General features: G+C 64.4%; 31 protein-coding genes and 1 pseudogene. 17 read left to right on the plus strand and 15 right to left on the minus strand.

What is annotated here, in order from left to right; translation table 11 throughout:
- The first annotated feature begins 237 nt into the window (after positions 1-237).
- Positions 238-663, plus strand: a complete 426-nt coding sequence (locus NKG98_RS17850; RefSeq protein WP_254767478.1) for a hypothetical protein — start codon at positions 238-240, stop codon at positions 661-663.
- A 59-nt stretch (positions 664-722) separates the two neighbouring features.
- Here the strand turns inward: NKG98_RS17850 and NKG98_RS17855 are convergent, their stop codons facing one another.
- The 4 genes and pseudogenes from NKG98_RS17855 to NKG98_RS17870 form a co-directional block, all read right to left on the minus strand.
- Complete coding sequence (locus NKG98_RS17855) at positions 723-1,277, minus strand: DoxX family protein (RefSeq protein WP_254767479.1); 555 nt, start codon at positions 1,275-1,277, stop codon at positions 723-725.
- Between the two features lie 158 nt (positions 1,278-1,435).
- Positions 1,436-2,149 (minus strand): annotated as a pseudogene (locus NKG98_RS17860) (aconitate hydratase); the annotation flags it as partial.
- Positions 2,109-2,660, minus strand: coding sequence for an SRPBCC family protein (locus NKG98_RS17865; RefSeq protein ID WP_254767480.1), 552 nt, complete (start codon positions 2,658-2,660; stop codon positions 2,109-2,111). The pseudogene NKG98_RS17860 and the gene NKG98_RS17865, both read right to left, overlap by 41 nt.
- Positions 2,661-2,676: 16 nt before the next feature.
- Positions 2,677-2,940, minus strand: a complete 264-nt coding sequence (locus tag NKG98_RS17870) for a hypothetical protein (protein ID WP_254767481.1) — start codon at positions 2,938-2,940, stop codon at positions 2,677-2,679.
- A 344-nt stretch (positions 2,941-3,284) separates the two neighbouring features.
- On the opposite strand from NKG98_RS17870, the gene NKG98_RS17875 reads away from it, so the two are divergent.
- The 12 genes from NKG98_RS17875 to NKG98_RS17930 all read left to right on the plus strand — a co-directional run bounded on the left by NKG98_RS17875 (position 3,285) and on the right by NKG98_RS17930 (position 10,613).
- The gene (locus NKG98_RS17875) at positions 3,285-4,688 is read left to right on the plus strand and encodes a permease (protein WP_254767482.1); all 1,404 of its coding nucleotides are present in this window, start codon (positions 3,285-3,287) and stop codon (positions 4,686-4,688) included.
- A gap of 132 nt (positions 4,689-4,820) precedes the next feature.
- Positions 4,821-5,414 carry a DUF7343 domain-containing protein gene (locus NKG98_RS17880; protein WP_254767483.1) on the plus strand — a complete coding sequence of 198 codons (594 nt, stop codon included), beginning with the start codon at positions 4,821-4,823 and terminating at the stop codon, positions 5,412-5,414.
- Between the two features lie 226 nt (positions 5,415-5,640).
- On the plus strand, positions 5,641-5,934 hold the full coding sequence (locus NKG98_RS17885) for a hypothetical protein (RefSeq protein ID WP_254767484.1): 294 nt from the start codon (positions 5,641-5,643) through the stop codon (positions 5,932-5,934).
- A 57-nt stretch (positions 5,935-5,991) separates the two neighbouring features.
- Entirely contained in the window at positions 5,992-6,348 is a 357-nt protein-coding gene (locus tag NKG98_RS17890; protein WP_254767485.1) for an SHOCT domain-containing protein, read from the plus strand.
- 95 nt (positions 6,349-6,443) lie between these two features.
- Positions 6,444-6,860 carry a DUF302 domain-containing protein gene (locus tag NKG98_RS17895; RefSeq protein WP_254767486.1) on the plus strand — a complete coding sequence of 139 codons (417 nt, stop codon included), beginning with the start codon at positions 6,444-6,446 and terminating at the stop codon, positions 6,858-6,860.
- A 6-nt stretch (positions 6,861-6,866) separates the two neighbouring features.
- Positions 6,867-7,211 carry an SHOCT domain-containing protein gene (locus tag NKG98_RS17900; protein WP_254767487.1) on the plus strand — a complete coding sequence of 115 codons (345 nt, stop codon included), beginning with the start codon at positions 6,867-6,869 and terminating at the stop codon, positions 7,209-7,211.
- 175 nt (positions 7,212-7,386) lie between these two features.
- Positions 7,387-7,695, plus strand: a complete 309-nt coding sequence (locus NKG98_RS17905) for a thioredoxin family protein (protein ID WP_254767488.1) — start codon at positions 7,387-7,389, stop codon at positions 7,693-7,695.
- A 68-nt stretch (positions 7,696-7,763) separates the two neighbouring features.
- Complete coding sequence (locus tag NKG98_RS17910) at positions 7,764-8,171, plus strand: plastocyanin/azurin family copper-binding protein (protein WP_254767489.1); 408 nt, start codon at positions 7,764-7,766, stop codon at positions 8,169-8,171.
- A gap of 288 nt (positions 8,172-8,459) precedes the next feature.
- Positions 8,460-8,720 (plus strand): hypothetical protein, encoded by a 261-nt coding sequence (locus NKG98_RS17915; RefSeq protein WP_254767490.1) that lies wholly within the window; start codon positions 8,460-8,462, stop codon positions 8,718-8,720.
- Positions 8,721-9,300: 580 nt separating this feature from the next.
- The gene (locus NKG98_RS17920; RefSeq protein WP_254767491.1) at positions 9,301-9,522 is read left to right on the plus strand and encodes a hypothetical protein; all 222 of its coding nucleotides are present in this window, start codon (positions 9,301-9,303) and stop codon (positions 9,520-9,522) included.
- A gap of 125 nt (positions 9,523-9,647) precedes the next feature.
- Positions 9,648-10,016 carry an SHOCT domain-containing protein gene (locus NKG98_RS17925; RefSeq protein WP_254767492.1) on the plus strand — a complete coding sequence of 123 codons (369 nt, stop codon included), beginning with the start codon at positions 9,648-9,650 and terminating at the stop codon, positions 10,014-10,016.
- Between the two features lie 9 nt (positions 10,017-10,025).
- Positions 10,026-10,613, plus strand: a complete 588-nt coding sequence (locus NKG98_RS17930; RefSeq protein ID WP_254767493.1) for a cupredoxin domain-containing protein — start codon at positions 10,026-10,028, stop codon at positions 10,611-10,613.
- Between the two features lie 28 nt (positions 10,614-10,641).
- Here the strand turns inward: NKG98_RS17930 and phaC are convergent, their stop codons facing one another.
- The 7 genes from phaC to NKG98_RS17965 form a co-directional block, all read right to left on the minus strand.
- Positions 10,642-11,991: a class III poly(R)-hydroxyalkanoic acid synthase subunit PhaC gene (gene phaC, locus NKG98_RS17935; RefSeq protein WP_254767494.1), complete on the minus strand. Its 1,350-nt coding sequence runs from the start codon at positions 11,989-11,991 to the stop codon at positions 10,642-10,644.
- A gap of 26 nt (positions 11,992-12,017) precedes the next feature.
- Complete coding sequence (locus NKG98_RS17940) at positions 12,018-12,650, minus strand: MaoC family dehydratase (protein ID WP_254767495.1); 633 nt, start codon at positions 12,648-12,650, stop codon at positions 12,018-12,020.
- Between the two features lie 268 nt (positions 12,651-12,918).
- Positions 12,919-13,212, minus strand: coding sequence for a DUF3006 family protein (locus NKG98_RS17945; RefSeq protein WP_254767496.1), 294 nt, complete (start codon positions 13,210-13,212; stop codon positions 12,919-12,921).
- On the minus strand, positions 13,209-14,204 hold the full coding sequence (locus tag NKG98_RS17950) for a ComEC/Rec2 family competence protein (RefSeq protein ID WP_254767497.1): 996 nt from the start codon (positions 14,202-14,204) through the stop codon (positions 13,209-13,211). The genes NKG98_RS17945 and NKG98_RS17950 overlap by 4 nt, the downstream gene beginning before the upstream one ends.
- Positions 14,205-14,255: 51 nt before the next feature.
- Entirely contained in the window at positions 14,256-14,969 is a 714-nt protein-coding gene (locus NKG98_RS17955; protein ID WP_254767498.1) for a DICT sensory domain-containing protein, read from the minus strand.
- On the minus strand, positions 14,966-15,379 hold the full coding sequence (locus NKG98_RS17960) for a DUF7344 domain-containing protein (protein ID WP_254767499.1): 414 nt from the start codon (positions 15,377-15,379) through the stop codon (positions 14,966-14,968). Before NKG98_RS17960 ends, NKG98_RS17955 begins: the two co-directional genes overlap by 4 nt.
- A 78-nt stretch (positions 15,380-15,457) precedes the next feature.
- Positions 15,458-15,997: a hypothetical protein gene (locus tag NKG98_RS17965; RefSeq protein ID WP_254767500.1), complete on the minus strand. Its 540-nt coding sequence runs from the start codon at positions 15,995-15,997 to the stop codon at positions 15,458-15,460.
- A gap of 93 nt (positions 15,998-16,090) precedes the next feature.
- Between NKG98_RS17965 and NKG98_RS17970 the strand changes: the two genes are divergently transcribed.
- Both NKG98_RS17970 and fen read left to right on the plus strand, forming a co-directional pair.
- Complete coding sequence (locus NKG98_RS17970) at positions 16,091-16,627, plus strand: GNAT family N-acetyltransferase (RefSeq protein WP_254767501.1); 537 nt, start codon at positions 16,091-16,093, stop codon at positions 16,625-16,627.
- Between the two features lie 55 nt (positions 16,628-16,682).
- Positions 16,683-17,660, plus strand: a complete 978-nt coding sequence (fen, locus tag NKG98_RS17975; protein ID WP_254767502.1) for a flap endonuclease-1 — start codon at positions 16,683-16,685, stop codon at positions 17,658-17,660.
- An 8-nt stretch (positions 17,661-17,668) separates the two neighbouring features.
- Here the strand turns inward: fen and NKG98_RS17980 are convergent, their stop codons facing one another.
- From NKG98_RS17980 to NKG98_RS17990, 3 genes are read right to left on the minus strand one after another with little or no spacing between them, the layout of a single operon-like run.
- Entirely contained in the window at positions 17,669-18,508 is an 840-nt protein-coding gene (locus tag NKG98_RS17980) for an ABC transporter permease (RefSeq protein WP_254769498.1), read from the minus strand.
- 2 nt (positions 18,509-18,510) lie between these two features.
- Entirely contained in the window at positions 18,511-19,590 is a 1,080-nt protein-coding gene (locus NKG98_RS17985) for an ABC transporter ATP-binding protein (RefSeq protein ID WP_254767503.1), read from the minus strand.
- A 38-nt stretch (positions 19,591-19,628) separates the two neighbouring features.
- On the minus strand, positions 19,629-19,841 hold the full coding sequence (locus NKG98_RS17990; protein ID WP_254767504.1) for a winged helix-turn-helix transcriptional regulator: 213 nt from the start codon (positions 19,839-19,841) through the stop codon (positions 19,629-19,631).
- Between the two features lie 192 nt (positions 19,842-20,033).
- Between NKG98_RS17990 and NKG98_RS17995 the strand changes: the two genes are divergently transcribed.
- Together NKG98_RS17995 and NKG98_RS18000 are read left to right on the plus strand one after the other, a co-directional pair.
- Positions 20,034-20,870 carry an NmrA family NAD(P)-binding protein gene (locus NKG98_RS17995; RefSeq protein ID WP_254767505.1) on the plus strand — a complete coding sequence of 279 codons (837 nt, stop codon included), beginning with the start codon at positions 20,034-20,036 and terminating at the stop codon, positions 20,868-20,870.
- A 72-nt stretch (positions 20,871-20,942) separates the two neighbouring features.
- Entirely contained in the window at positions 20,943-21,698 is a 756-nt protein-coding gene (locus NKG98_RS18000; RefSeq protein WP_254767506.1) for a zinc metalloprotease, read from the plus strand.
- 6 nt (positions 21,699-21,704) lie between these two features.
- Here NKG98_RS18000 and NKG98_RS18005 read toward each other — a convergent pair whose 3' ends face one another.
- The gene (locus NKG98_RS18005; protein ID WP_254767507.1) at positions 21,705-22,853 is read right to left on the minus strand and encodes an NAD(P)/FAD-dependent oxidoreductase; all 1,149 of its coding nucleotides are present in this window, start codon (positions 22,851-22,853) and stop codon (positions 21,705-21,707) included.
- Between the last annotated feature and the right edge of the window lie 20 nt (positions 22,854-22,873).

Genomic DNA, 22,873 nt, shown 5'->3' on the forward strand with positions numbered 1-22,873 from the left:
ATGTCCACCGCATCCCGCCAACTGGTTCGGTCGTATCTCGTCGAGACAGTCGGTGCCGAACTCACGTATCTCCGAGCTAGTGAAATCACCAGCGACCTTGACGACTCACCCCAGTTCGTCGCACAACACCTCAGCCTTCTACAGGAAGACATCGTCGGCATGTCACTCGAACAATCGAGGCCGGTCGAAGAGCATGACATGGCGGGTCGAGGCGATTGACTTATGAATGCAACGATTATGATAACGCGGCAGTACGGTGCAGCGATCGCGCTCACCTCCGGTCTGTACTCGCTGATCTCCGCGACGGGTGGCAATGGGATGATGGGATCGACCAGCGGTCTCCTCATGACCGTTCTCGGCTTTGTCGTTGTAATTCACGGCGTCGTCCTGCTGACGCCATACGCCAGCCGCCTCGGAAACGCGAGTGGCCCGCTGATGATCGGATACTCGCTGGTGATGCTCCTCAATCAGGCGCTCGTGGCCACCACTGGAAGCATGAACTGGGGGATGGGTGGCGGGATGGAGACCGGAATGAACGGCGGGATGGGGTCGGGGATGACTGCCGGGATGGCGTGGGACTTGGGAATGGTCGCGCTTGCCGTGTTGATGCTGATAAGCGGTGTCATCATGACGAACCGCTCTGGTTCGGAGACGGGAATGTGACCCGCCCCTCGTGTGCATAATACGTTGGTTCTCCCCGGTGAGACTCGAAATACGGGAAATTAACCGAGAAGATATCGCGCCCAAGGATACCGTTCGATCAGCGGAACGCCACCAATCTCGTACTGTTCGATGTACGCATCGAGACCAAGTATCCGCCCTGCCCCGAACGCGGCGACAGAGAGGAACACGAGCATGTACGCGAAATCGCCGTTGATATAGCCGTGTGCGACGTCCCAGTTCCCGAAGTAGAACAAGAGCATCATGAACGCCCCCCAGAACGCGGCGAGGCGAGTGAGTGCGCCGAATAGGAGGCCAAGTCCGATGAGCACTTCGCCCCACGGAACGGTGATGTTCACGAACTCAACGAACCACGGCGTGTTTCCCATCGCCACGAACAGATCTGCGAGTGGACTTCCGTTGTTTGGGACTGCCCCCGTTAGATAGCCGCCAGCACTAAAATCTCCAGAGAGAACCTTGTCGAGGCCACTCTGGAAGAACGCCAGCCCCATCATCAACCGAAGCGCGAAGATGAACCAGACACTCAGCGTGTGTAGGCGACCGCTTGCAGTGAACCCCCCAATCGTACTTTCTAACTGGACTTCGTGAGATGCCATACCGTGTGCTGACTCTCGGACAACAAATAAACCCAGCCAGTACTTTACCTCCTCAGTATCTCTGAATAGAGGACAGCAGTCAGACACGTCACAAAATCAGTATCACCAGTAGCGTTCTTCGTCGTGTCCGGAGAAGACGACTCTCTGGAGAGAGGTGGCTATTCCTCAGTGAGTAACCGACGGAGCACCAGATGAAGAATTCCACTATTTTCGACGTATCGAACGGCTGCAGGCGTCCCACCCTGTGCCGTGACCGGGAATTCGACGGTTGGGCCATGGGCATGTTCTGCGACGACGGTGAGATCGTCGTTCACGTCTAGGTTGTCAAGTCCGTGAATCGCGACCCGTTCCGAGCCGTCGAGGCCGAGCGACTCCCACGAGTCACCGTCGACGAACTGGAGCGGCAAGACACCCATACCGACAAGGTTGTCGCGGAAGGTGCGCTCGTAGCTCTCGGCGATCGTCGCACGGACACCTAGCAGATCCGTTCCCTTTGCCGCCCCAGTCACGACTCGATCCTGTTCCGAGTTCTTCACCCGCAAACACGACCAGTAGCGTGTCGTTCTCGCGATAGCGACGGCTGGCTTCGAAGACCGTCGTCTGGTCATCGGTTGGGTGATAGATCGTGTAGCCGCCTTCGACGTCGTCGAGCATCTGGTTCTCGACGCGGACGTTCGCGAACGTCCCACGCATCATTGCCTCGTGGTTCCCGCGTCGGGCGCCGTAGGTGTTGAATTCGTGGGTTCGACGCCGTGGTCGACGAGCCACTCTCCGGCCGGTTGCTCGCGAGTAAACGGCCCGGCGGGACTGATATGATCGGTCGTGACCGTCTCACCGAGCAGCATCAGCGTGCGGGCGTCTTCGATGCGGCTTCGGTTTCTCAGGTGCCGCCGATTCGATGCGGTCCTTGAAGAAGACGAGTTCCTTGTTCGTATGGTCGTAGAGTTTCGCCTTCCCGGCAAGAGCGGTCGTGAACACCCATTTCAGCGCTCGGCCCCGTCGGTTATTCGGGAAGTCCATCCAGACGGCGTGTGACATCCGAGTCCCGTCTTCAGTCTCTTCGAGTCGAATGGTACCTCCTTCGGGAATCCGAACGGTGACGAGTCCGCGAAGGAGCGGATAATACGCCGTCCCCGTCCAGACCGCCACGTTGGGATGGTCGATATACTGGAATCGGCCATGCAGGTCGGCGTACATCCCGGCGACCTCTTCGGCCTGGTGGAACGTCCCGCCCTCGCGCGGGCGGTTGTCGGGCGTGTCGTATTCGAGCCCGTAGTGTTCCTCGGGGTTCGACGCCGTCCAATGGACTGGGTCGGTCACGTACTCCCAGATCTCCTCGGACGATGCGTCGATGACGATTTCGGCTTTGGCGGTGGCGTACATGGATTGACTCCCCGATTTATGATGCGAAGGCGTTGTACAGCCACGCGAAGGCGTACATCAAGACGAAGCTGATCACCGCTGCCTCGACCATGCCCGCCACAGTCCCGACGACGGTCGGTTCGAAGAACAGGTGCCACTGCTCCATCGCTTCGACTGCGCCCTCGTAGACGCCGATTGCTCCGAACACACCGAGCAGGAGCATCGCGACGGCAGAGACAACTGCTGCTGCGCCCGCCAGTGCCAACGAATCGAGATGCATTACGTTGGTCGTGGAGTCCATTTCGTACGCGTCTTGGTTTGTGGTAGTAGTACTCATGACTAGAGATACGCTCTACTCCTTCATTCGGGTTGCTCTTACAATTCGAAAGGAAGAGTCTCCCTGGTAACACGGCGCAAGAATATCGTGGGGGAAACAGCGGTACAACCCCCATATCTGTGTGACCGGTCCGTCGGAAGATCAAGCAGCAACTACCGACCGGAATCGGTGACACGCAGAAACTGATGTGCTCGAACGGTTGACCACAGCTGATAGCAAGCATCACCTTTGAATACAAGATTTACTCCGCCCACAGCCCCAGTTTCTTAAGAACAAATACCAAAACAGATGACTGCGATAGTCTAGATATGCAAGCCGCCCTCGTTGACGGAATCCTCGAGTCCTTACGAATAGGTGTCGGCTTCCTCTGGACCGCTGCGTGGGCGATCATCATGGGGCTCGTCATCACGAGTCTCGTTCAGGTTTACGTCTCGAAAGAGCGGATGGCCAAAGTACTCGGAGAGGGGAATCTGAGTGGCCTCACGAAAGCAACAGTGTTCGGCGCCGCGAGTAGTGGTTGTAGCTTCGGCGCGGTCGCCATTGGGAAGGGGCTGTTCAAAAAGGGAGCGCACACGGTGAACTTCTTCGCGTTCATGTTCGCCTCGACGAACCTCATCGTCGAGCTCGGGCTGATGATACTCATCCTCCTCGGGTGGGAGTTTCTGGTTGCAGAACTCCTTGGCGGCGTCATTCTCATTGCCGTGATGGCGATCCTCGTCCATCTGACGCTCCCCGAGAACCTGTTCGAGCAAGTCCGGAAGGAACTGAATCAACGCGACGACGAGCAGGGAACCACCGAGGACCCGACCTGCGGGATGGAAGGCAAAGACGAGTACTCACTGGTGACCGACGGCGGCGAGACGCTGAAGTTCTGTTCGGAAGGGTGCATGGAAACCTACCAGCAGGAGACCGCTAGCAACGGCGGGTGGCGCGACGAACTCCTTTCGTGGGGTGGCTGGTACAAAGTCGGGAATCAGTATCGTAAAGAGTGGTCGATGATCTGGAAAGACGTCATCGCGGGCTTTCTCATCTCGGGATTCGTTATCGTGTTCGTCCCCCAGCGGGTGTGGAACACGCTTTTCCTCCAAGGCGACGGGCTGCTCGTCAGCGCCGAGAACGCTATCATGGGTGTGGCGATCGCCGTCATCAGCTTCGTCGGGAGCATCGGCAACGTCCCGTTCGCCGTCGCGCTCTGGGGTGGCGGTGTCAGCTTCGCCGGGGTCATCGCGTTCGTCTACGCCGACCTCATCACGATTCCCGTGTTGAACGTCTACCGGAAGTACTACGGCTGGAAGGTGATGCTGTACATCCTCGGCGTCTTCTTCGTGACGATGGCGTTCACGGGCTTTCTCATGGAGCAACTGTTCGCGGCGCTCGACATAATCCCGAACCTCGCTGGCGGGCAGACGGCGTCCGAACAGACGTACTTTGAGCTCAACTACACGTTCTACCTCAACATCATCGCGTTCGCACTCTCCGGGTTTCTTCTCTACGTCTACCGCCGGGGATTAGGTGCGCCCGGGCAGTACCGCGACCCCGTCTGTGGGATGCGGACCGACGACAGCGGGCCGAGTCTCACCCACAACGGCGAGACGTACCACTTCTGTTCGAATCGGTGTAAGCGCTCGTTCGAGAAGCACCCATCCGAGTTCGCACATCAACATCCGCAGGTCTCAGGGACAGGAGATTCCCAGAGCCATGACCATCACTGAACGCCGCATCGCGATATCGAGTTTCGCGGCCAAGCAGTCCCGTGTATTGCTTTGACCAATCAAAACTGGTACACCGATGCCTCACAAACACTCATACATGAGCAGGTACACCGGCGGATCGAGGTGGATGAAATGAATCGACAGCGAGCCGACACAGTAGTCGGTAGCTTGGTCGCTGCTGTCATCATAGTCGGCGGTGCCCTTAGCTGGGAAGCGTACCAACAACAGCAGGCCTTCGAGCAAATGGGATCGATGATGGGTACGTCAATGGGGACGGTTCACGGAACGAATCCACTCTGGTACGTCCTCGGGACCTTCCTCGTCTCGGCTGTCATCGGTGGGGGATATCTCACGGTTCGGGACGAGGCCACCAGCACAGACGTAAACGACCGTTCACAGAATGAGATGGCGGATCCGACCGACCGTGAGAGCACCGAATCACCAGAGGGAACTATCCAATCGAATGGAGCCATCAATCCAGAGTCTCAGCCACAGGCTCGCGTATTAGACCTCCTGCCAGAAGATGAACGCCGTATCCTCGAACCAGTCATCTCCTCGCCCGGCATTACGCAGATCGAATTACGGGACCGTTCTGACTTCTCGAAAAGCAAGGTGAGCCAGACAGTTAGTGCCCTCGAGAAGCGCGGACTGTTGTACCGCGAGCGCCAGGGGCGAACGTATCGTATCTATCCGAGTGACGATTTGCAGCAGAATCAGGCGCATTAGCGATCGCTACTGCAGAGCCAGAACAGTATGGAACCGTGGTCGTGGGTGCTGCACTCAGGAGAGGAAGGGTTGGGTGCCAACCCGGCGAATTCGAGCCGGATGAACGATCACATCCCTGAAAAACGGTTAAATAGCCCTATACACGCTCTCGAACGTTCTCCTGTGCGGATTTACACCCACGTCGATAACTCGCGAGCAGTCCTACGAGTAACCGAGGAGAAAGACAATGACCAACTTCAAACTCGGCCGCTGGCTGCTCGTGGCACTCGCGATCGTCGGACTCGCGTTCGCCGCCCCCGTGGTCAGCGCACACGGCAACGAAACGACCGCTGACGACGCGCCCCCGTCCGATGGGGCCGCCGACTGGGCAGCCTGGATGGAGGCGCAGATGACCGAGCACATGGGCCCTGGTAGCGTCGAGTGGATGGAGTCGCACATGGGTGTGACCGTCGACGAGATGGCCCAGGACATGGCTGACGACGACTACAACGGCGGGATGGACGGGCAGGGCCACTGCTGACGCCCCTGACCGTTTCGATCGCTTCAACCGAACACCGCGACTCACCAACTCAAGAGAATGACGCAATTCACCACTCACATCGGACGCACTGCTCGTCGACTCGCGATATTCGCCGTCCCACTGCTGGTCGCGACGACTGGAACGGCTGCTGCCCACGGTAGCGGGAACTACGGCGGCGGTATGATGGGCGGGAGCGGCTGGGGCCTCTTCGGCGGAGCGATGGGGCTCTGGGGACTCCTTTGGATGGGGCTCCTCATCGCCGTCCCGCTCTACATCGTCTATGCGCTCCTCAACCGAGGTTCCGGCGGGAACGATGAGCAGTCGCTATCGGTTCTCCGCGAGCGCTACGCCCGCGGGGAACTCTCGGATGACGAATTCGATCGGCGGCGAAAACAGCTCGAACGCACCGGATGACTGGAACAGTTGCTGTTCCAACCGGTGCACCACACCCCCAACGCCCGCCGTTGCGGCACCCAACCGTTAACCCCGTGGACGGGGTATGACATTTCATGGAATACACAATACAGACTTCAGTCACCGGCAAGTTCGACGACGTCGTCGACATCACGATCGCAGCGCTCGAAGACGAAGGATTCGGCGTCCTCTGTGACATTGACATTCAGGCGACACTCAAGGAGAAACTCGGCGAAGAGTTCCGCCAGTACCGCATTCTCGGTGCATGCAATCCCCCTCTGGCATACGAGGGACTGACCGAAGAAATCGAACTCGGCGCACTCCTCCCGTGTAACGTCATCGTCTACGAAACCGATGACGGCGATATCGTTGTGAGTGCCGTCGATCCGCAGCAATTGGTCGGCATCGCAGACAACGATGCGCTCGACTCCATCGCGACCGAGGTCAACGAGCGTTTCGAGCGTGTTCTCTCGGCCGTCCCCGACAAACTAGGCTCCACGTCGGAGGCCTGATCTTCGATGTCTTCATCGAACCAACTCGACACCACGACCATCGTTCTCCTGACACTCGGAGCGATCATCCTGCTCCCGTTGCTCACAATGGGGATGGGATTCGGCGGGATGATGGGGTACGGTGGGATGATGGGTCAGTATGGCGGAACTGGTGGATGGTGGCCGTTCATCGGGATGCTCGTCCCGCTCCTCATCCTCCTCGGCGGTGGCTACCTCGTCTTCCGGCGCATGAGCGAAACGCAGACATCTCGAAATCCCGCAATGGAGGAACTCCGCGCGGCATACGCTCGCGGCGACCTCACTGACGAAGAGTTCGAAGCCCGCCGCGACAGGCTCGAACGGTCGGAGTAAACCAACGAGTACGCACTAAGGTGGGTATTTCCCACGCTTGTGTGATCGAATGCATTCGTGATGCTACTCCCGATCACCACTGTGTGAGCGCGCCTTCGAATCGAAGAGATGGAATTCTCTCAGCTTACGATTCTGAATAGCAATGTGGTTAAGTCCCAATACCGTAGTATACTATGTGACCGAAGTCATCCTCTTCACCCAAGAGACGTGCGGAGCATGCGCAACACAGCGAGAGAAAAACGAGGGCATCGAGGACGAATACCCCGACGTCGAGTTTCGAGAGGTCGACATCCAGAAAGATCTGGAAACGGCCGAGAAATACGGCGTCCGGAAGACGCCGACGACACTCGTCTACGCGAACGGTGAACAGACCGCCGAATTCATCGGCATCGTCGACCGGGAAGATCTGGAGTCAGCTATCGAGAGCGCGACCCAGCAGTCATCTGGATTCGCCCAGCGCCTCGTCGATGTCGTGCGCGGATAACGAACCAGCGACCGATTGAACTCATATGACGAACTATAGTCGACGATAGTCGACGTCAGTTCCTGAGAGTGTTCGGTGCAGGCGCAGTCGCCAGCGCAGCCCTCTCTCAGCCAGCGAGCGCACAGGAGACGCTCATCGTGAAGATGGGCAACAACTATTTCGACCCGATCGGGCTCCACGTCGAACCCGGCACGACCGTCCGCTTCGAGATAGCAGCCGGTGCACACTCGGCAACGGCCTACGAGAACCGGATTCCATCCGCCGCCAGCGGATTCGATCGTGGGATCATCTCGTCGGGAGGGTTCGAGTACACGTTCGAAGAACCAGGCACGTACGACTACTACTGCATCCTGCACAAGTCGGTCGGGATGGCCGGTCGCATCGTCGTCGGCAGCCCTGGCGGTCCAGCCGAAGCAAATCCAATTCCAACGGTGACGTGCCCGAGAGCGACGCGATCGTCGAACAGGGCGCGATAGCGTATGGATCCAACATCGGAAGTGGCGGGCTGCCGTTCGTCGGCGGGGCACTCGGAATGCTGGGGCTGGTCGGCGGACTCCTCTACTGGGCACTGGGTCGAGGTGCTGCACCTCCAGAAAGTGACGATTCTGCGATGGAACTCCTCCAACGCCGTTACACACGAGGCGGGATCAACGAAGCGGAGTTCCAGCGACGCCGTGAGCGATTGGTGAAGAATCAAGAGAACGACTCTGTTGAAACACTCATTCTTCAGATGTGCTTTTGGCTGAAACAACTGTTACGGAGATATGCGAACTGACCGAGGAGAAGAACAGGCGGGAAAGAGAACTCAATTATTCGATCGACTGGAGAAATTCGTCCAACGTATCCGTGAGCTCACCAACCTCCTCTCCGTTGATTTCAGCCGAGTACCGGACGATGACCACATCCTTCTCATCGGTATGACGGGCTTTATCAATTTTCTCAACACCTTTCCAAATCCCCGTGACTTCAACTTGGTCGTGTTCGGCGTGGTTGTACGTTTCACCACGATTTACGACTATATCTGAGTCAGAACCCGGCAACTCATCAGAATCACCCATACGAACCTGTGATAGCCGCTGGTCCTTGTCTCTGTTGCTGGATGCAGTATATCGTTCGCCTATACGTAACACGGCCACCGGGAACCGATCATGGCTGGAGGGTTTCAACAGAGCCCAGAGAACTGGAGCCCCTCGAATGCTGTGCGTGTGGAGGGCCTCACGCTCGCTGATCACGAGCCAGTAGTCGATCTTGATGCCGGACGATCCGTACCGAAACCAGGTATCACCAGCGGAGAATTGGGAGCACAGCGATTTATGCCGATAGCTACTGTACGTTCGAGGAACCAATGGCTCGATGCTACATCTGTGATTCACGGTGCGCCAGCGATGACGAGGTGTTCATCTGCGAGCACTGCGGGTGCTGCTGTCACCGGCACTGTATGGAAGAATACGACACCGATGACTGCCCGAAGTGTGTGGGAGAGCCAATGATCGGGGCAATCGAATTTTAGTAGTTCAGCCACACTACCGCCGGTGACAGCCCGGGGTCGAAGTATGGATGTTTAGCTGGCGAAATACTTTCTTGACTCTTCCCCGTAGCACGGGTATGTCTACGACCGTCGAACTCCCCGATGTCGATGAGACGTGCGCCTACTGCAGATCGCGTATCTTCGACCACGACCCGATCTGTGTGCGCGACTGTACCGACGACTGTGGGTCGCCGACGTACTTCTGCAACTACGCGTGTCTCTCGACCTACGTGGACGAAACCAACTTGACGAGTGGCGACGCGTGTGAGTGGGCGCCTGACGACTCCGACTGCTGCTGAGTGGACTCACCTCAGTCAGAACACAGAGCAACGTATCGGCTATCCCCAAGTGAGGAGCCATCGCTGGAGCAGTACTGGTCGTCTAACTTTATGGACGCAGTCGACGAAGTCCGTAGTGGTTCACCATGTCCACCGAGCGCACCTCCGACGGCCTGCTCCGCATCGTCCTGATCGTCCTCGCAGTGATCGTCCTGTTCCCACTGCTAATGATGGTATTCGCGGTGCCGATGATGGGGATGATGGGGTGGTGGTGGGGCGGCGGGATGGCTGGCGGCCTCTCACCTCTGTGGGGCATCGGGATGATGCTCGTCTGGCTCGTCGTCCTCGTCGGTATCGGGTACCTCCTCTATCGCGGCCTCGTCGGCCGCGTTGGACCGTCGATGAGCTCAGACCGCGCCCTCGAGGAACTCCGAGTGGCGTACGCTCGCGGTGATCTCTCCGACGAGGAGTTCGAGGAACGTCGTGCGAAGCTCCGCCGCGAGGAGTCGCAGTAATCCACCATCATGTCCCCGACAGTACAGCGGCGGAAATTCCTGACGGCGCTCGGAGCTGGCATCACAAGTCTCGCGGGCTGTGTCAGGAACCTTCCAGGCAGTGGTGGCGGTGTCGACAGAACGATCTACATCGGAGCCTACCACTGGGGCTTCGTCATCTTTGACGAATCTGGCGAGGAACTGGAGCGTGTCAGCCTGCAACGTAACGATGTTCTTCGAGTCGTTTCGTTCAACACGCTCTCGAGTCAAGCCATTCAATCTCTTCCATCATCGATCCGCGAGGCCATCCCCGACCACGAAGCGCTCGAAGAGCGAAACGAAGAGCGCATCCCGCCCCCTGCTGACGGCGACTTCCACGAACTGCTGGAAGAAGCAAACGAGCAGTATCCCGACCACAGCATCGCGATCATGCCATCTGGACAGGTTCACATGGCTGGTGGTATGATGCACCCAGTCGCGCTCCCTCAGAGTGCCACCAGACCTGCCGTTCGTCAACTCAGTGCGACGCGACGTGGCGATTACACGCTGAGCTGCCTGACCTACTGCGGCTACGGCCATCCCTACATGGAGATCGACGGCGGCATCATCGTCACGTAAGCATTCGTCGCTTACCACGAACCGACGGTCAACTGCTTCCAGTACTATCGTCTGACGAGCCCGTGAACTGCCTCGCTTGCTCGATCCAGGACGTCACTCGTGATTCACTGAGACCGAGTCGGTCAGCGAGCGAGACTGGTTCTGCGGCTGCGAGTTTCGTCACCGTCGTGATCCCGACGTCGTGGAGACGCGCCTCGTACGTCGGACCGATTCCGTCAAGCGTCTGTAACGATCGATCCTGGTCAGTCTCTGCTTCAGCTTCACCCTGATCGACTGTGGCCGACTCCTCAGATTGTGTTGCCGACCGCTCACGGAACCACGTCGCAACGCGGGGCCACAACTCCGCATGAGCCTTTCCCGAGACGGCCATCCCGACGTGACCGGTCGGAAACTCGTAGATGTCGGTGTCCGCACTCGGAATAACGTCAGTAAAGGGCTTGCTCGCCTCCGGAGGGATGAGATGGTCGAACGAGCCGATGATCTGTAACATAGGCATCGTGAGATTCTCGATGTCGACAGGGCCGCCGTCTAGTACCAGTTCGTTCTGGTAGAGTGCGTTCTCTTGGTAAATGTCCTCGATGAACTGGCGGTAGGCTTCCCCCGCGACGTCAACCCCATCGCGGACCCAGCGTTCCATCCGGCCGAAGTTCTCCACGGCGGTCCTGTCGTCGAGGTTGTCGAGGAGGATTGTGTATTTGCCGAGATACGTATCGACGGGGTTCATCTGGGCGAACCCCGCAGCGAGAAACTCCGCTGGAACGTTCCCGTACGTCCCGGTGATCGCTCCCGGATCGAAGTACTCCTCGCTCCCCCATTGTTCGAGGATGCCACCGGTGTCGTCGAAACAGAGGCCCGTCGCCATGAGCCCGAGATTGTTGACCTTCTCCGGATGGAGCGCCGCATACATTGTACTCAGCGTCCCGCCCATGCAGTAGCCGAGGATGTTGATGGCGTCAGTTCCAGTTCGCTCAAGGACAACGTCGGCGCAGTTGTCGATGTATCGATTCACGTAGTCGCCGAGCGTCAGCGACGCGTCGAGCCGGGACGGTTCACCCCAGTCGATGAGATAGACGTCGAAGCCGTCCTCGAGGAATCGGCGAACTACACTCTTGTCGGGCTGCAGATCGAGAATGTAGGGCCGATTGATCAGCGCATAGACGACGAGGAGCGGTGTGTCGTGCGGGTCGTCTGTGAGTGGTTCATAGTGGAGGAGATCGAGTTTGTTCTCGGAGTAGATAGCCTCACTCGGGGTCTGTCCTACCTCGACGGAAGCGATGTCACCGAGTCGCTCTGGAAGAAGGCGCATAGTCTCAGCGGCTTCCGTTCCCTGGGTTTGTATTCTGCGTTGAATCTTCAGTGGGGCCGTGAACGGATTCATGGTCTTGACTAGGCTGTACAGACGAGTCACTCCGGAAGCGGATCGATCAGCACCGTTGCCGTCCCGTCGAGGACGATCTCGTCAGCGTCGTTTTCGATGCGCGTCGTGAGTCGATACCGGTCGTCTTCGAGTTCGTCGACGATCTTGCACTGGGTCGTCAGCGACTCGCCGATGTCGACCGGCCGCCGGAAGTCCAGATTTTGCGAGATGTAGATCGTGAGGCCAGGGAAACACGCGAGGGCAGCGCTAATCAGTCCCGAGACAAGCGTCCCGTGGACGATCCGGTGGTCGAACCGGGTCTTCTCGGCGAACGCGTCGTTGAGGTGGAGGGCATTCGTGTCGCTGGTCGCTTCGGCGAATTTCCGGACGTCGTCGTCGGTGATAACTTTCGAGAAGCTAACGCGGTCGCCCTCCTGGAGTGACGCGGGATCTTCGATGTCGATGTCGAACTCGCCTTTTGCACGGCCATATGGTAGTCGTGGGAGAACGGCTCCACTCGCCTCGACAAGGTGCGGGTGTGGGGTTTCGACGTACTTCTTGGGGCCGCTTTCGAACAGTTCGAGGCAGTCCGTAGAACAGAAGCGGCGAGAGTTCGTGACCGACTGAAAACAGCGGTAGATCGGATGGTACGTGTTATCGATGTAAGCCCCGAAGCTCACGACACCGGCCTTTATAATATCCTAGATAGTATTACGAGTCGAGGAAACCAGGAACGCTGACGAGGGAAAATGCAATACGGAGATGGGGTGACTGTCGACACGGTCGTTGGGTCTGTGTCGTTCAACGTCGATTTGACCCCTGTTTGATGGGTGAAATCACACGGATTGTGAGAGAAGCCTTCCAAGCTCATGGCCCGGGTTCAAATCCCGGTCCGCGCATGTTTTCACGCGAGCAACCCCGCGAGCGTGGAATATCGTCCTCGAACCCTCACTCCTCGCCCAGCCGCTCCGAGAGCCGGTCGAACCGGTCCCGGGCGGACTCGCGGCGCTCGCGGGTCGTCTCGGGCAGGTACGTCGCCTCGACCACCTCGCCGTCCTCGACGACCACCTCGAACACCGCGCCCTCGCGGCGCCCGTCGGCCGGGAGGTCCGCGGCGGGGAGGGTCCGTTCGTCGACGACCCGCCCCTCCGCTTCGAGCAGCAGGACGGCCGTCTCGCCGTCGACGATGCGGTCGAGGACGGCGGTGACGGGGCCGTCGGCGTCGGGATCGAACTCGCTCATGGGGTCGCCGTAGGCGCTCCGTGACCGTCAATGGAGGGGCCGACGGCCGCCTCGCCGTCGTCCGGCTTCTCGTCGAGCAACGCCCCGGGGTCGGTCGGGCCCTCGCGTTCGGTCTCGACCGCGACCGACTCGCCGTCGGTCCGGACGACGACGTCGCCGTGGACGGCCGTCCAGTAGGTCTCGACGCCGCGGTCGGCGAACGTCGCCAGCACCTCGTCGTGTGGGTGGCCGTACTGGCTGTCCTCGGCGCTCGAGACGACCGCCACCGCGGGGTCGACGGCGTCGAGGAACGGCTCGCTCGAACTGGTCGACGAGCCGTGGTGGCCGGCCTGGTAGACGTCGGCGTCGAGCGCCTCGCCGTGGGCCTCGACCAGCCGCCGCTCGACGTCGGCCTCCGCGTCGCCGGTCGTCAGGTACCGCACCTCGCCGAACTCGACGACGAGGGCGACGCTGTTCTCGTGGAACCCCTCGCCTACGTCCCCCTCCGGCGGGTTGTAGAACTCGACGGTCGCGTTCCCGAACCCGGCGGCGTCGCCCGCCCGGACCTCGTACAGCGTCACGTCGTGGTCCTCGACCGCGTCGAGGTAGCGGTCGTAGGTCGCGGAGGTGTGGACCACGCCGGAGTCGTAGGCGGTGCCGACGCCGTCCCCCTCGGTCTCGACGTGTTCGATCACCGCGGCGTGGCCCCCGATGTGGTCGGCGTGGGCGTGGGTCGCGACGAGGTGGTCGATTCGGTCGACGTCGTGGGCGTCGAGGGCGTCGATCACCGCCGCGCCGTCGGCCTGCCAGCCGCCGGAGTCGATCAGCATCGTCTCGCCGGAGGGCTCGATCAGCAGCGTCGCGTCGGCCTGTCCGACGTCGAGGTGGTGGATTTCGAGGTCGCCCTCGGGTTCGTCGGCGGCTGCCGGGTCGTCGCCCGTCCCGGTGTCGCCCGCACAGCCGGCGAGGACGACGAACAGGGCGACGAGGACGACGAGCAGAGCACGTCTCATAGGAGGCGATCGGACGCCGGTCGGAAGGCGGTTCCGGTCGGCCGCCGACGGTCAGCCGTAGGTCTCCCGCACGTACGCCGCGAGTTCCGCGACCGTGTCGACGTCGTACGTCCAGAAGCCCACGAACTGGCCGGGCTCGCGCTCCTCGGCGAGCAGGGCGCAGGCCTGCAGTTCGTCGTCGCCGCCGTCGAAGGTGAGAAACCAGTAGTCGCCGATCTCGCCGTCGGTCACCGGGTGGAGGGTCACGTGCTCCGCGTCGGACGGCTCCCGGTCGGGCCGGCCGTAGACGTGGATCTCGAGGTCGGTCTCCGCGCCCAGTCGCTCGTAGACGGGAAGCTGGGTCCGGAAGGTCGACAGCCGCTGGAAGCCGGCCCGCAGGCGGCCCCAGCCGACCCGCCACGCCCGGTTCTCGATCTCGCGGGTCGTCGCCAGCAGTTGCTGCCGGTCCAGCGAGCGCCAGAGCGTGTTGTCGAGGACGCCGAGGATCGTCCGGTACTCGGCGTCGACGAGTTCGTCGGTCCAGGGACGGTAGACGGGCGGTTCGAGGAACTCGCGGACCTCGGCGAGGCCGACCGAGGCGACGAACTCCCCGTCGCGACGGAGCACGAGAAACCCCTGTGAGCTGTACGCCGGCAGCGAGCGGTGGTCGACCGAGACGTTCCGCGAGTCGAACTGTTCGACGACGTCGTAGTCGTGTTCGGGAGCGTAGACGGTGAGGTCGAGGCGCCGGCGCTCGACGCGGTCGAGGAACTCGCGGAAGCTCACGGCCGTCCCTCCGGCCCGGTCTCGGCCTCGCAGGCCAGGCGGACGAACTCCCGGACCGTCCCGGAACACGACAGCGACACCTCGCCCGACTCGTGGTCGTACCGGACTACGCCCACGTCGGCCATCGCGGGCAGGTGTCTGTGGGTCAGGTCGACGTAGACGCCGTCCCGGAGGCGCTTGCTCGCGGTGCCGTAGGTCGTCGCGTTCGTCCACCCGACGACGACGTCGGCCAGTTCGTCGAGCGCCACCGTCCCGTGTTCGAGGAGGAAGTAGAGGGCGTACCGCCGGTCCCGGTTGCGGAGGACGCGGAACACGTCGTCGTCGAGGCCGTCCTCGTCCTCGCTCTCGTCCCCGTTTCCGTCTTCACCGGGGCCCGCGTTCGTGCGGCGTCGTCGTCGGTCGTCGGGCATCAGCCTCCGTGAAGGTATGCTAAAGCGGAGAGTGGTCCTTTGCCTTGCACACGCAACCGGCGGGTCGAGGCCGGCGCGTTAGTCCGAGCGGTCGTGGAGGTCGACGGTCGCGGCGAAGACGACCCCGAGGACGATCCCGAAGACGACGTGTCCGAGGAGGCTCTCGGCGGCGGCGATCGGGAACTCGCCCCCGGGCGACGCCCCGATCGTCTGGGACCACACGGGCAGGACGATCACGGGGAGGATCGCCCAGACTGCCAGCCCGAAGGCGAAGCCGGCGGCGACGATCCGCAGCGAGACACCGGTCTCCGAGAGGGCGTCCGTCTCGACGTCCGACCGGAGTACCCCGAGGATCGCCGGCCGCGTGACGAGGAAGCCGAAGACGACCCCGAGGACGATCCCGTGGGCGACGTGGACGGCCCACCCGGTGAGCGTGCCCGGTTCGAGGCCGTAGATCGCCGGGATCGTCGCCTCGACGACCTCGGGATCGAACAGCCACACGAGGACCCCGAACGCGAGCGCACCGACCGCACCGCCGAGCGCGCCCCCGATCGGCCACCCGAGGCCGCTGCTGCTGCCGAACTCGGTCGCAGCGTCGGTGTCGGACTCGGCGCTCATGGCGGGGATCGTACCACGATGGGGGGCAAAAGGGTTCGCGCGGCACACCGCGGCGTCCGTCAGGGTTACGACGCAGGGCGTCGAACCGCGGGCGTGGAGTTCGAGATACTGGGCTGGCCGCCCGACGGGCCGAAACTCCCCCTCGACCACGAGCGGTTCGCCTACGCCGGGAAGTTCGTGATGACCAACACCGGCAAGGCGGTCGCCCGCGAGGACGGCGGGATCGTCGCGGCGGTCGCGTTCAACGAGGACCGGACCGACGACGCGACGCTGTGGCTGCGGTACGTCACCGTCGCCGCCGACCGCCGCGGCGAGGGGATCGGCCCGCGCCTGCTCGCGCTCGTACGCGACCGCGCGCTCGACCGCGGCTACGACCGCCTGCGCATCGCGGTCAACAACCCCTTCGCCTACGAGGCGCTCTATCGCGTCGGCTTCTCCTTCACCGGCGAGACGACCGGCATCGCCGAACTGGCGCTCGCGTATCCCGGTCCCGCCGACGACCCCGACGCGCGGGCGGCCGCCTACCGCGACGGCCTCGACCGGTTCCGCGAGCGGGACCTCTCGGCGGCCGAGCGGGAGTTTCTCGACTCCCGGGGCGAGCGGCCGCCGGCGCCGACGGCGGACGAGTAGAGCCGAGCGGGCGGGAAGCCAACTATCAAATCCCTCTCGTGCCAACGAGTGGGTAATGGGAAACGCAGCACTCCGGGACATCGCGGTCATCGAGGAGATTCCCTTCTCGGCGGTCGAGGGCGTCGTCGCCGTCGACGCCCACAACTGGCTCTACCGGTACCTGACGACGACCGTCAAGTGGACCGCGAGCGAGACGTACACGACCCCCGACGGGACCGAGGTGGCGAACCTGATCGGCATCGTTCAGGGGCTGCCGAAGTTCTTCGAGAACGACGTCGTTCCGGTGATGGTCTTCGACGGCGGCCCCTCCGAACTCAAGGAAGAGGAGATCGAGTCCCGCCGCGAACAGCGCCGGAGCTACGAGGAGCAACTGGAGGTCGCCCGCGAGGAGGGCGACGAGGTCGCCGTCGCTCGACTGGAGTCGCGCACCCAGCGGCTGACGCCGACGATCCAGGAGACCAGCCGCGAACTCCTGCGGTTGCTCGACGTGCCGGTCGTCGAGGCCCCGGCGGAGGGCGAGGCGCAGGCGGCACACATGGTCCGGCGCGGCGACGCCGACTACGTCGGCTCCGAGGACTACGACGCGCTGCTGTTCGGCGCGCCGCTGACGCTGCGCCAGTTGACGAGCAAGGGCGACCCCGAACTGATGGACCTCGACGCGACGCTCGCGAAACACGACCTGACGCTCGAACAGTTGATCGACGCGGCGATCCTGATCGGGACGGATTTCAACCCCGGCGTGAACGGCATCGGCCCGAAGACGGCCCTCTCGGCGATCGAGGAACACGGCGACATCTGGGGCGTCCTCGAAGCGCGCGGCGAGCACGTCGAGTACGCCGACCGCGTCCGGCAACTCTTCCGCGACCCGAACGTGACCGACGACTACGCGTTCGACACCGACCTCGATCCCGACCTGTCGGCGGCCCGCGAGTACGTCGTCGACGAGTGGGGCGTCGACGCGGGCGAGGTCGAACGCGGCTTCGAGCGCATCGAGGAGAGCGTCGCGCAGACGGGGCTGGACCGCTGGACCTGACCGGCGGACTACCGCACGTCCGCGCTCGCCGCCCGCCCGATCGCGTACACCGCGACGCTCCCGAACGCGACCGCGAGGCCGACCAGCACCGCGAGCGCGGGGACGAGCGTGTCCCACATCCCGCCGAAGCGAGTCACCTCGATCACGGTCATCGTGTCCTCGCCGAGCATGGCCGCGCGGGCGGCGTCGGCGCCGTAGGTTACGGGATTGAACGCCGCGACCGTCCGGATCCACCCCGGGAGCGCCGACAGCGGGAGGAAGGCGCTGGAGACGAACAGCAACGGTAGCTGGACGAGGTTCGCGCCGATGATCGTCGACTCCTCGTCGCGGGTGAGCACGGCGAGAACGTTCGAGAGCGCGGTGAACCACAGCGAGAAGACGACGGCGATGGCGGCGATGCCGACGGCGCCGAGGAAGCCGGTGGCGACCTCCGCGCCGAGGGCGACGCCGAGGCCGAGTACGATCACGACCTGTGCGACGATGCGGACGAGTTCGGCGAGGGTCTTCCCGACGAACACCGCGGTGCGGTTCATCGGGCTGACGAGCGTCTTCTCGAACATCCCGTTCTCGATGTCGTTGACCAGCCCGATGCCCGAACTCGCCGCGGCCACCAGCGCGACCTGAACGACGATGGCGGGCACGAGGTACGTCTCGTAGCTGATCCCCTCGAGGGCGGCGGTCGCGACGCCGCCGAACACCTGCGTGAAGAGGACGAGGAAGATGATCGGCTGGACGAGCGAGACGACGAGCACGAACGGGTTGCGGATCGACTTGCGCGTCCACCGGACGAACGTGATCCGGACGTCGCTGGCGAAGCCGCCGCCGTGGCCGCCCGCGGGGGCGGGCACGCTCACTGGCGGTCACCCCCGTCGGCCGAATCGCCGGCCGGCGTTCCGTTCCCGTCCTCACTCCCGTCCCCGTCCACCCCGCCGTCGCCGACCGCGCCCGCCGTCGCGTCCGCGGCGGGCCGGGCCGTCGACTCGCTCCCGTCGCCGGTGACCGCGAGGAAGACGTCGTCCAGCGTCGGCGCGCGGACGTCGAAGCCCGTCACGCCGATTCCGGCGTCCCGGAGGGCGACCAGCAGGTCGGGCCCCTTCGAGCGGGCGTCCCGGGCGGTCACCGACAGACCCGACTCGGTCGACTCGACGGTCGCGCCGGCGGCGAAGACCTCGCCCTCGCGGGCGACGGCGGCGGCCCGCTCGCGGTCGGCGGGGTCGGCGAGTTCGACGTCGAGGATCTCGCCGCCGACGCGCCGCTTCAGTTCGGCGGGTGACCCCTCGGCGACGACGCTCCCGCGCTGGATCACCGAGAGCCGCTCGCACAACTGGTCTGCCTCTTCGAGGTACTGGGTCGTCAGGAAGACGGTCGTCCCCGCGTCGTTGATCCGCCGGAAGTACTCCCACAGGCGGTTGCGCGCGGCGGGGTCGAGCCCGGTCGTCGGTTCGTCGAGGAAGACCAGCGGCGGCCGGTGGACGAGCGCCGTCGCGGCGTCGAGGCGCTTTTTCATCCCGCCGGAGAAGTCGTCGGCCACCTTGTCCGCGACGGCCGCCAGCTCGACCAGTTCGAGCAACTCGTCGATGCGGTCGGCCCGCTCGCCCCGGGGGACGCCGTAGGCGGCGCAGGCGTACCGGAGGTTCTCGCGGGCCGTGAGTTCGGGGTCGACGCTCGTCTCCTGGGCCATGTAGCCGATCGACGAGCGCACCCGCCGGGGGTCGGCGAGCGCGTCGACCCCCTCGATCCGGACGGTCCCCGCGGTCGGGCGCAGCAGCGTCACCAGCGTCTTGATCGTCGTCGTCTTCCCCGCGCCGTTCGGCCCCAGGAACCCGAAGAACTCGCCGCGTTCGACCAGCAGGTCCACCCCGCGGACGGCCTCGGTGCCGTCGGCGTAGGTCACCTCGACGTCGCGGGCTTCGATCGCGTACTCCGTCACACGAGCGGTAAGGCCCGCCGGGAGGAAATACCCCTCGCTCACCCCTCGGCCGGTCCGAGGTCGTACCCCATCGCCTGCGCGTGCAGGTGCGCGAACGCCAGGAACGGCCCGCGAACCTTCTCGGTCGGCTCGAACTCCACCCGCGGGGGGACCTCGTCGTACGACTTCCGGGAGAGCAGCCCCGCGGCCGTCAGTTCGCGCAACCGCACCGAGAGGGCGTTCGCCGGGGCCTCGACTTCCGAGAAGCGCACGGTTCGATTCCGTCGTCGCGCCGGTCCCGTCGTCCATGCGAGACGCGACGACCTCCGGGGACGCGTGCTTCGCTTTTCGAACCGTCGAGCGAGCGCCGTCGAGGCGCCCACTACTTCGATCCTCCGAAGTCGGGCGCTTAAGTCCGCGGCGCTCCTTTCGGGTGACATGCGAACCACAGCGGGGATGTGGCGATGAGGCGGGTCCTCGTCACCGGCGCGACCAGCACGGTGGGCGGCCACGTCGTCGACGGCCTCCGCGACCGCGAGGGGGTGGCCGTCCGGGCGGCCAGCCGCGACCCGGCGGCCGTCGGCGCGGGCGTCGAGCGCGTCCGCTTCGACTTCACCGACCCCGCGACCTACCGCGCCGCGTTCGCCGACGTCGACGCGGTCTTCCTCGTCCGGCCGCCGGCCATCTCCCGGGTCCGCCGGGACCTCGTCCCCGCGCTGTCGGCCGCCGTCGGCGCGGGCGTCGAGCGCGTCGTCTTCCTCTCGGTGCTCGGCGCGGAGCGCAACCCCGTCGTCCCCCACACCCGGATCGAGTCGTGGCTCGCGGAGGCGCCACTGGAGACGACGTTCCTGCGCGCTTCCTTCTTCCTGCAGAACCTCGCGACGGTCCACCGCGAGGAGATCCGCCGCGGCGAACTGTTCGTCCCCGCCGGGGACGGCGAGACGAGTTTCGTCGACGTCCGCGACGTCGCCGCCGTCGGCGTCGAGTGCCTCGACGGCGGCCCGACCGGCGCCCTCGACCTCACCGGGCCGGAGGCCCTCGACTACGGGACGGTCTGCCGGCGCCTCTCGGCGGTCCTCGGCCGGGAGGTCGAGTACGCGAACCCGTCGCTGGCGCGCTTTCTCGTCCGCCGGTTGCGGACGGACCGCGACCCGGCGCGGGTCGCCGTGATGGCCGGCATCTACACCACGGCCCGCCTCGGCCTCGCGGGCCGGGTGACCGACGACGTCCGGCGGGTGCTGGGGCGCGATCCTCTCGACGTCGAGACGTTCGCCCGCGACTACCGCGAGGTCTGGGCCTGACCGGTCACGTCGCCGAACGGTGACGCGCGCCGGGAACGCCCTATATGGATCGGCGGGCCGTATCGCCTCCCGGTGAACCGACGACGGGTGCTCGCGGCTGTCGGCGGGGGATGTGCCCTCCCCGCGCTCTGGTACGCCGGCCGCTCCCCCCGGCGGTCGATCGACGTCCGATTCTGGCTCAGCGAGCGCGCCGCCCGCCACGACGGCGTCGGCCGCCGGATCGAGTCGTACGTCGGCGACGCGCTCGGCGAGGCCTTCGACGACGTGACCGTCTCCGCGGGCGGCGTCGTCGGCGTCGACACCGAGCACGGCTTCCGGGTGACCCGCTCCGGGGAGTGGCCCCGCCTCGTCGGGACGGAACTCGCCGCCGCCCGCGGCCTCGACCCGGTCGACGACGTCAACCTGCTCGTGACCGACGGGCCGGTCGACCGCACGCCCGCCGGCGCGGCGGTGCCCCACGTGGCCTCCGCCGGCGGGGCCCGCCACCTCGGGTCGGTCCCGGCCCGCGAGGCCGTCGACGACGTGGTCCCGTACACGACGCGCTGGCGCGTCGTCCAGTTGCTGCTCCACGAGGTCGGCCACGCCCTCGGCCTCGACCACGACCACGGGTCGATCGTCGGCGATGCGGAGGCGACCGTCGCCTCGCCGATGATCAGCGCGTACGCGTGGCTCGACGAGCGCGCCGGCCACGACCGGTTCGACGCCGACCGGAGCGCCTGCGGCCGGACGTACCCGGCGGACCGCGGCGGCGAGCGACGCCTCTCGCTGTCGTTCTCGGAGTGTGCCGTCGCCCGCCTGCGCTCGTACGACGGCGGACTGCTCCCCTGACGGCCGTCACCGGCCGCGCCGGCGCGTCCCGGGGTCGAGTTCGGACTGGACGAGGTCGACCGCGTTGCGGACCGCGCCGACCGACGAGAGGTAGCCGGCGCCGACGGTCGCCTTCAGCGCCGTCGCGGCCCGACCCGTCACGACCGCCGGCCCGACCTGCGCGACGGCGTCGTCGCCGACGCTGACCAGCCAGCCGGGGGACTCGAACGAGAACTGTTCGAGACGCGGCTCGAAGAGCCCGCCGCGTCGCTCGTGGTCGACGATCCGGGCGACGTTCTCGGCGACCGTCCGCGCCTCGCGCACCGCCGACTGGGCGCTCGCGGGCACCGCCTCGCCGTCGGCGTCGACGACGCGGGCGACGTCCCCGAGGGCGAACGTCCGCCGGTCGAGTCGGAGGTCGCCGCGGACGGTCGACCGCTCGCCGTCGAGCGCGCCCGGCCCGGCGATGCCGCCGGTCCAGACGAAGACGTCGTACGGCACCGGCCCGTCGTCGGTGTGGATCGTCGCCTCGTCGGCGCGTGCGACCGCCGTCCCCGTCCGCACGTCGACGCCCTGTGCTTCGAGCGCGTCGCGGACCGCCCGTCGGAAGTTCGACGGGAAGGCCGGCGCCACCTCGTCGAGGCGTTCGAGTAGCGTGATCGTCGCCTCGCGACCGTCCTCGTCGACGAGCGCCGCGAGTTCGCCGGCGACCTGGACGCCCGAGAGGCCGGCGCCGCCGACGACGAGGCGGGGGTCGTCGCCCTCCAGCGCGTCGAGGACGTCCCGACGGATCGCCCGGGCGTGGTGGAGCCGCTTCAGCGGCGTCGCGCGCTCGCGGACCCCTTCGAGGCCGTAGTGGGCGGTCTCGGCGCCCAGACAGACCGCACAGACGTCGTAGGAGAGCGTGCCGTCGGTGCAGGTGACGGTCCGGGCCTCGCGGTCGACGTCCTCGACGCGGGCGACGCGGACCGTCGCGCGGTCGACGACGTCGGGCAGCGGGATCGAAATCTCGGCGGCGAGCGACGGCCGGCGGATCACCCGGTGGAGTTCGTGCTGGACGAGGTGGTCGGGCGACTCGTCGACCAGCGTGAGGTCGACGTCCGCGGGGAGTTTTCGTTCGAGCAGGCGGGTGAGCGTCAGGCCGGCGTAGCCCGCGCCGAGCACGACGACGTGCATGGTCGACCTAGGGGGTCGAA

Origin of the sequence: Salinilacihabitans rarus (assembly GCF_024296665.1) — an archaeon.
Lineage (GTDB): Archaea > Halobacteriota > Halobacteria > Halobacteriales > Natrialbaceae > Salinilacihabitans > Salinilacihabitans rarus.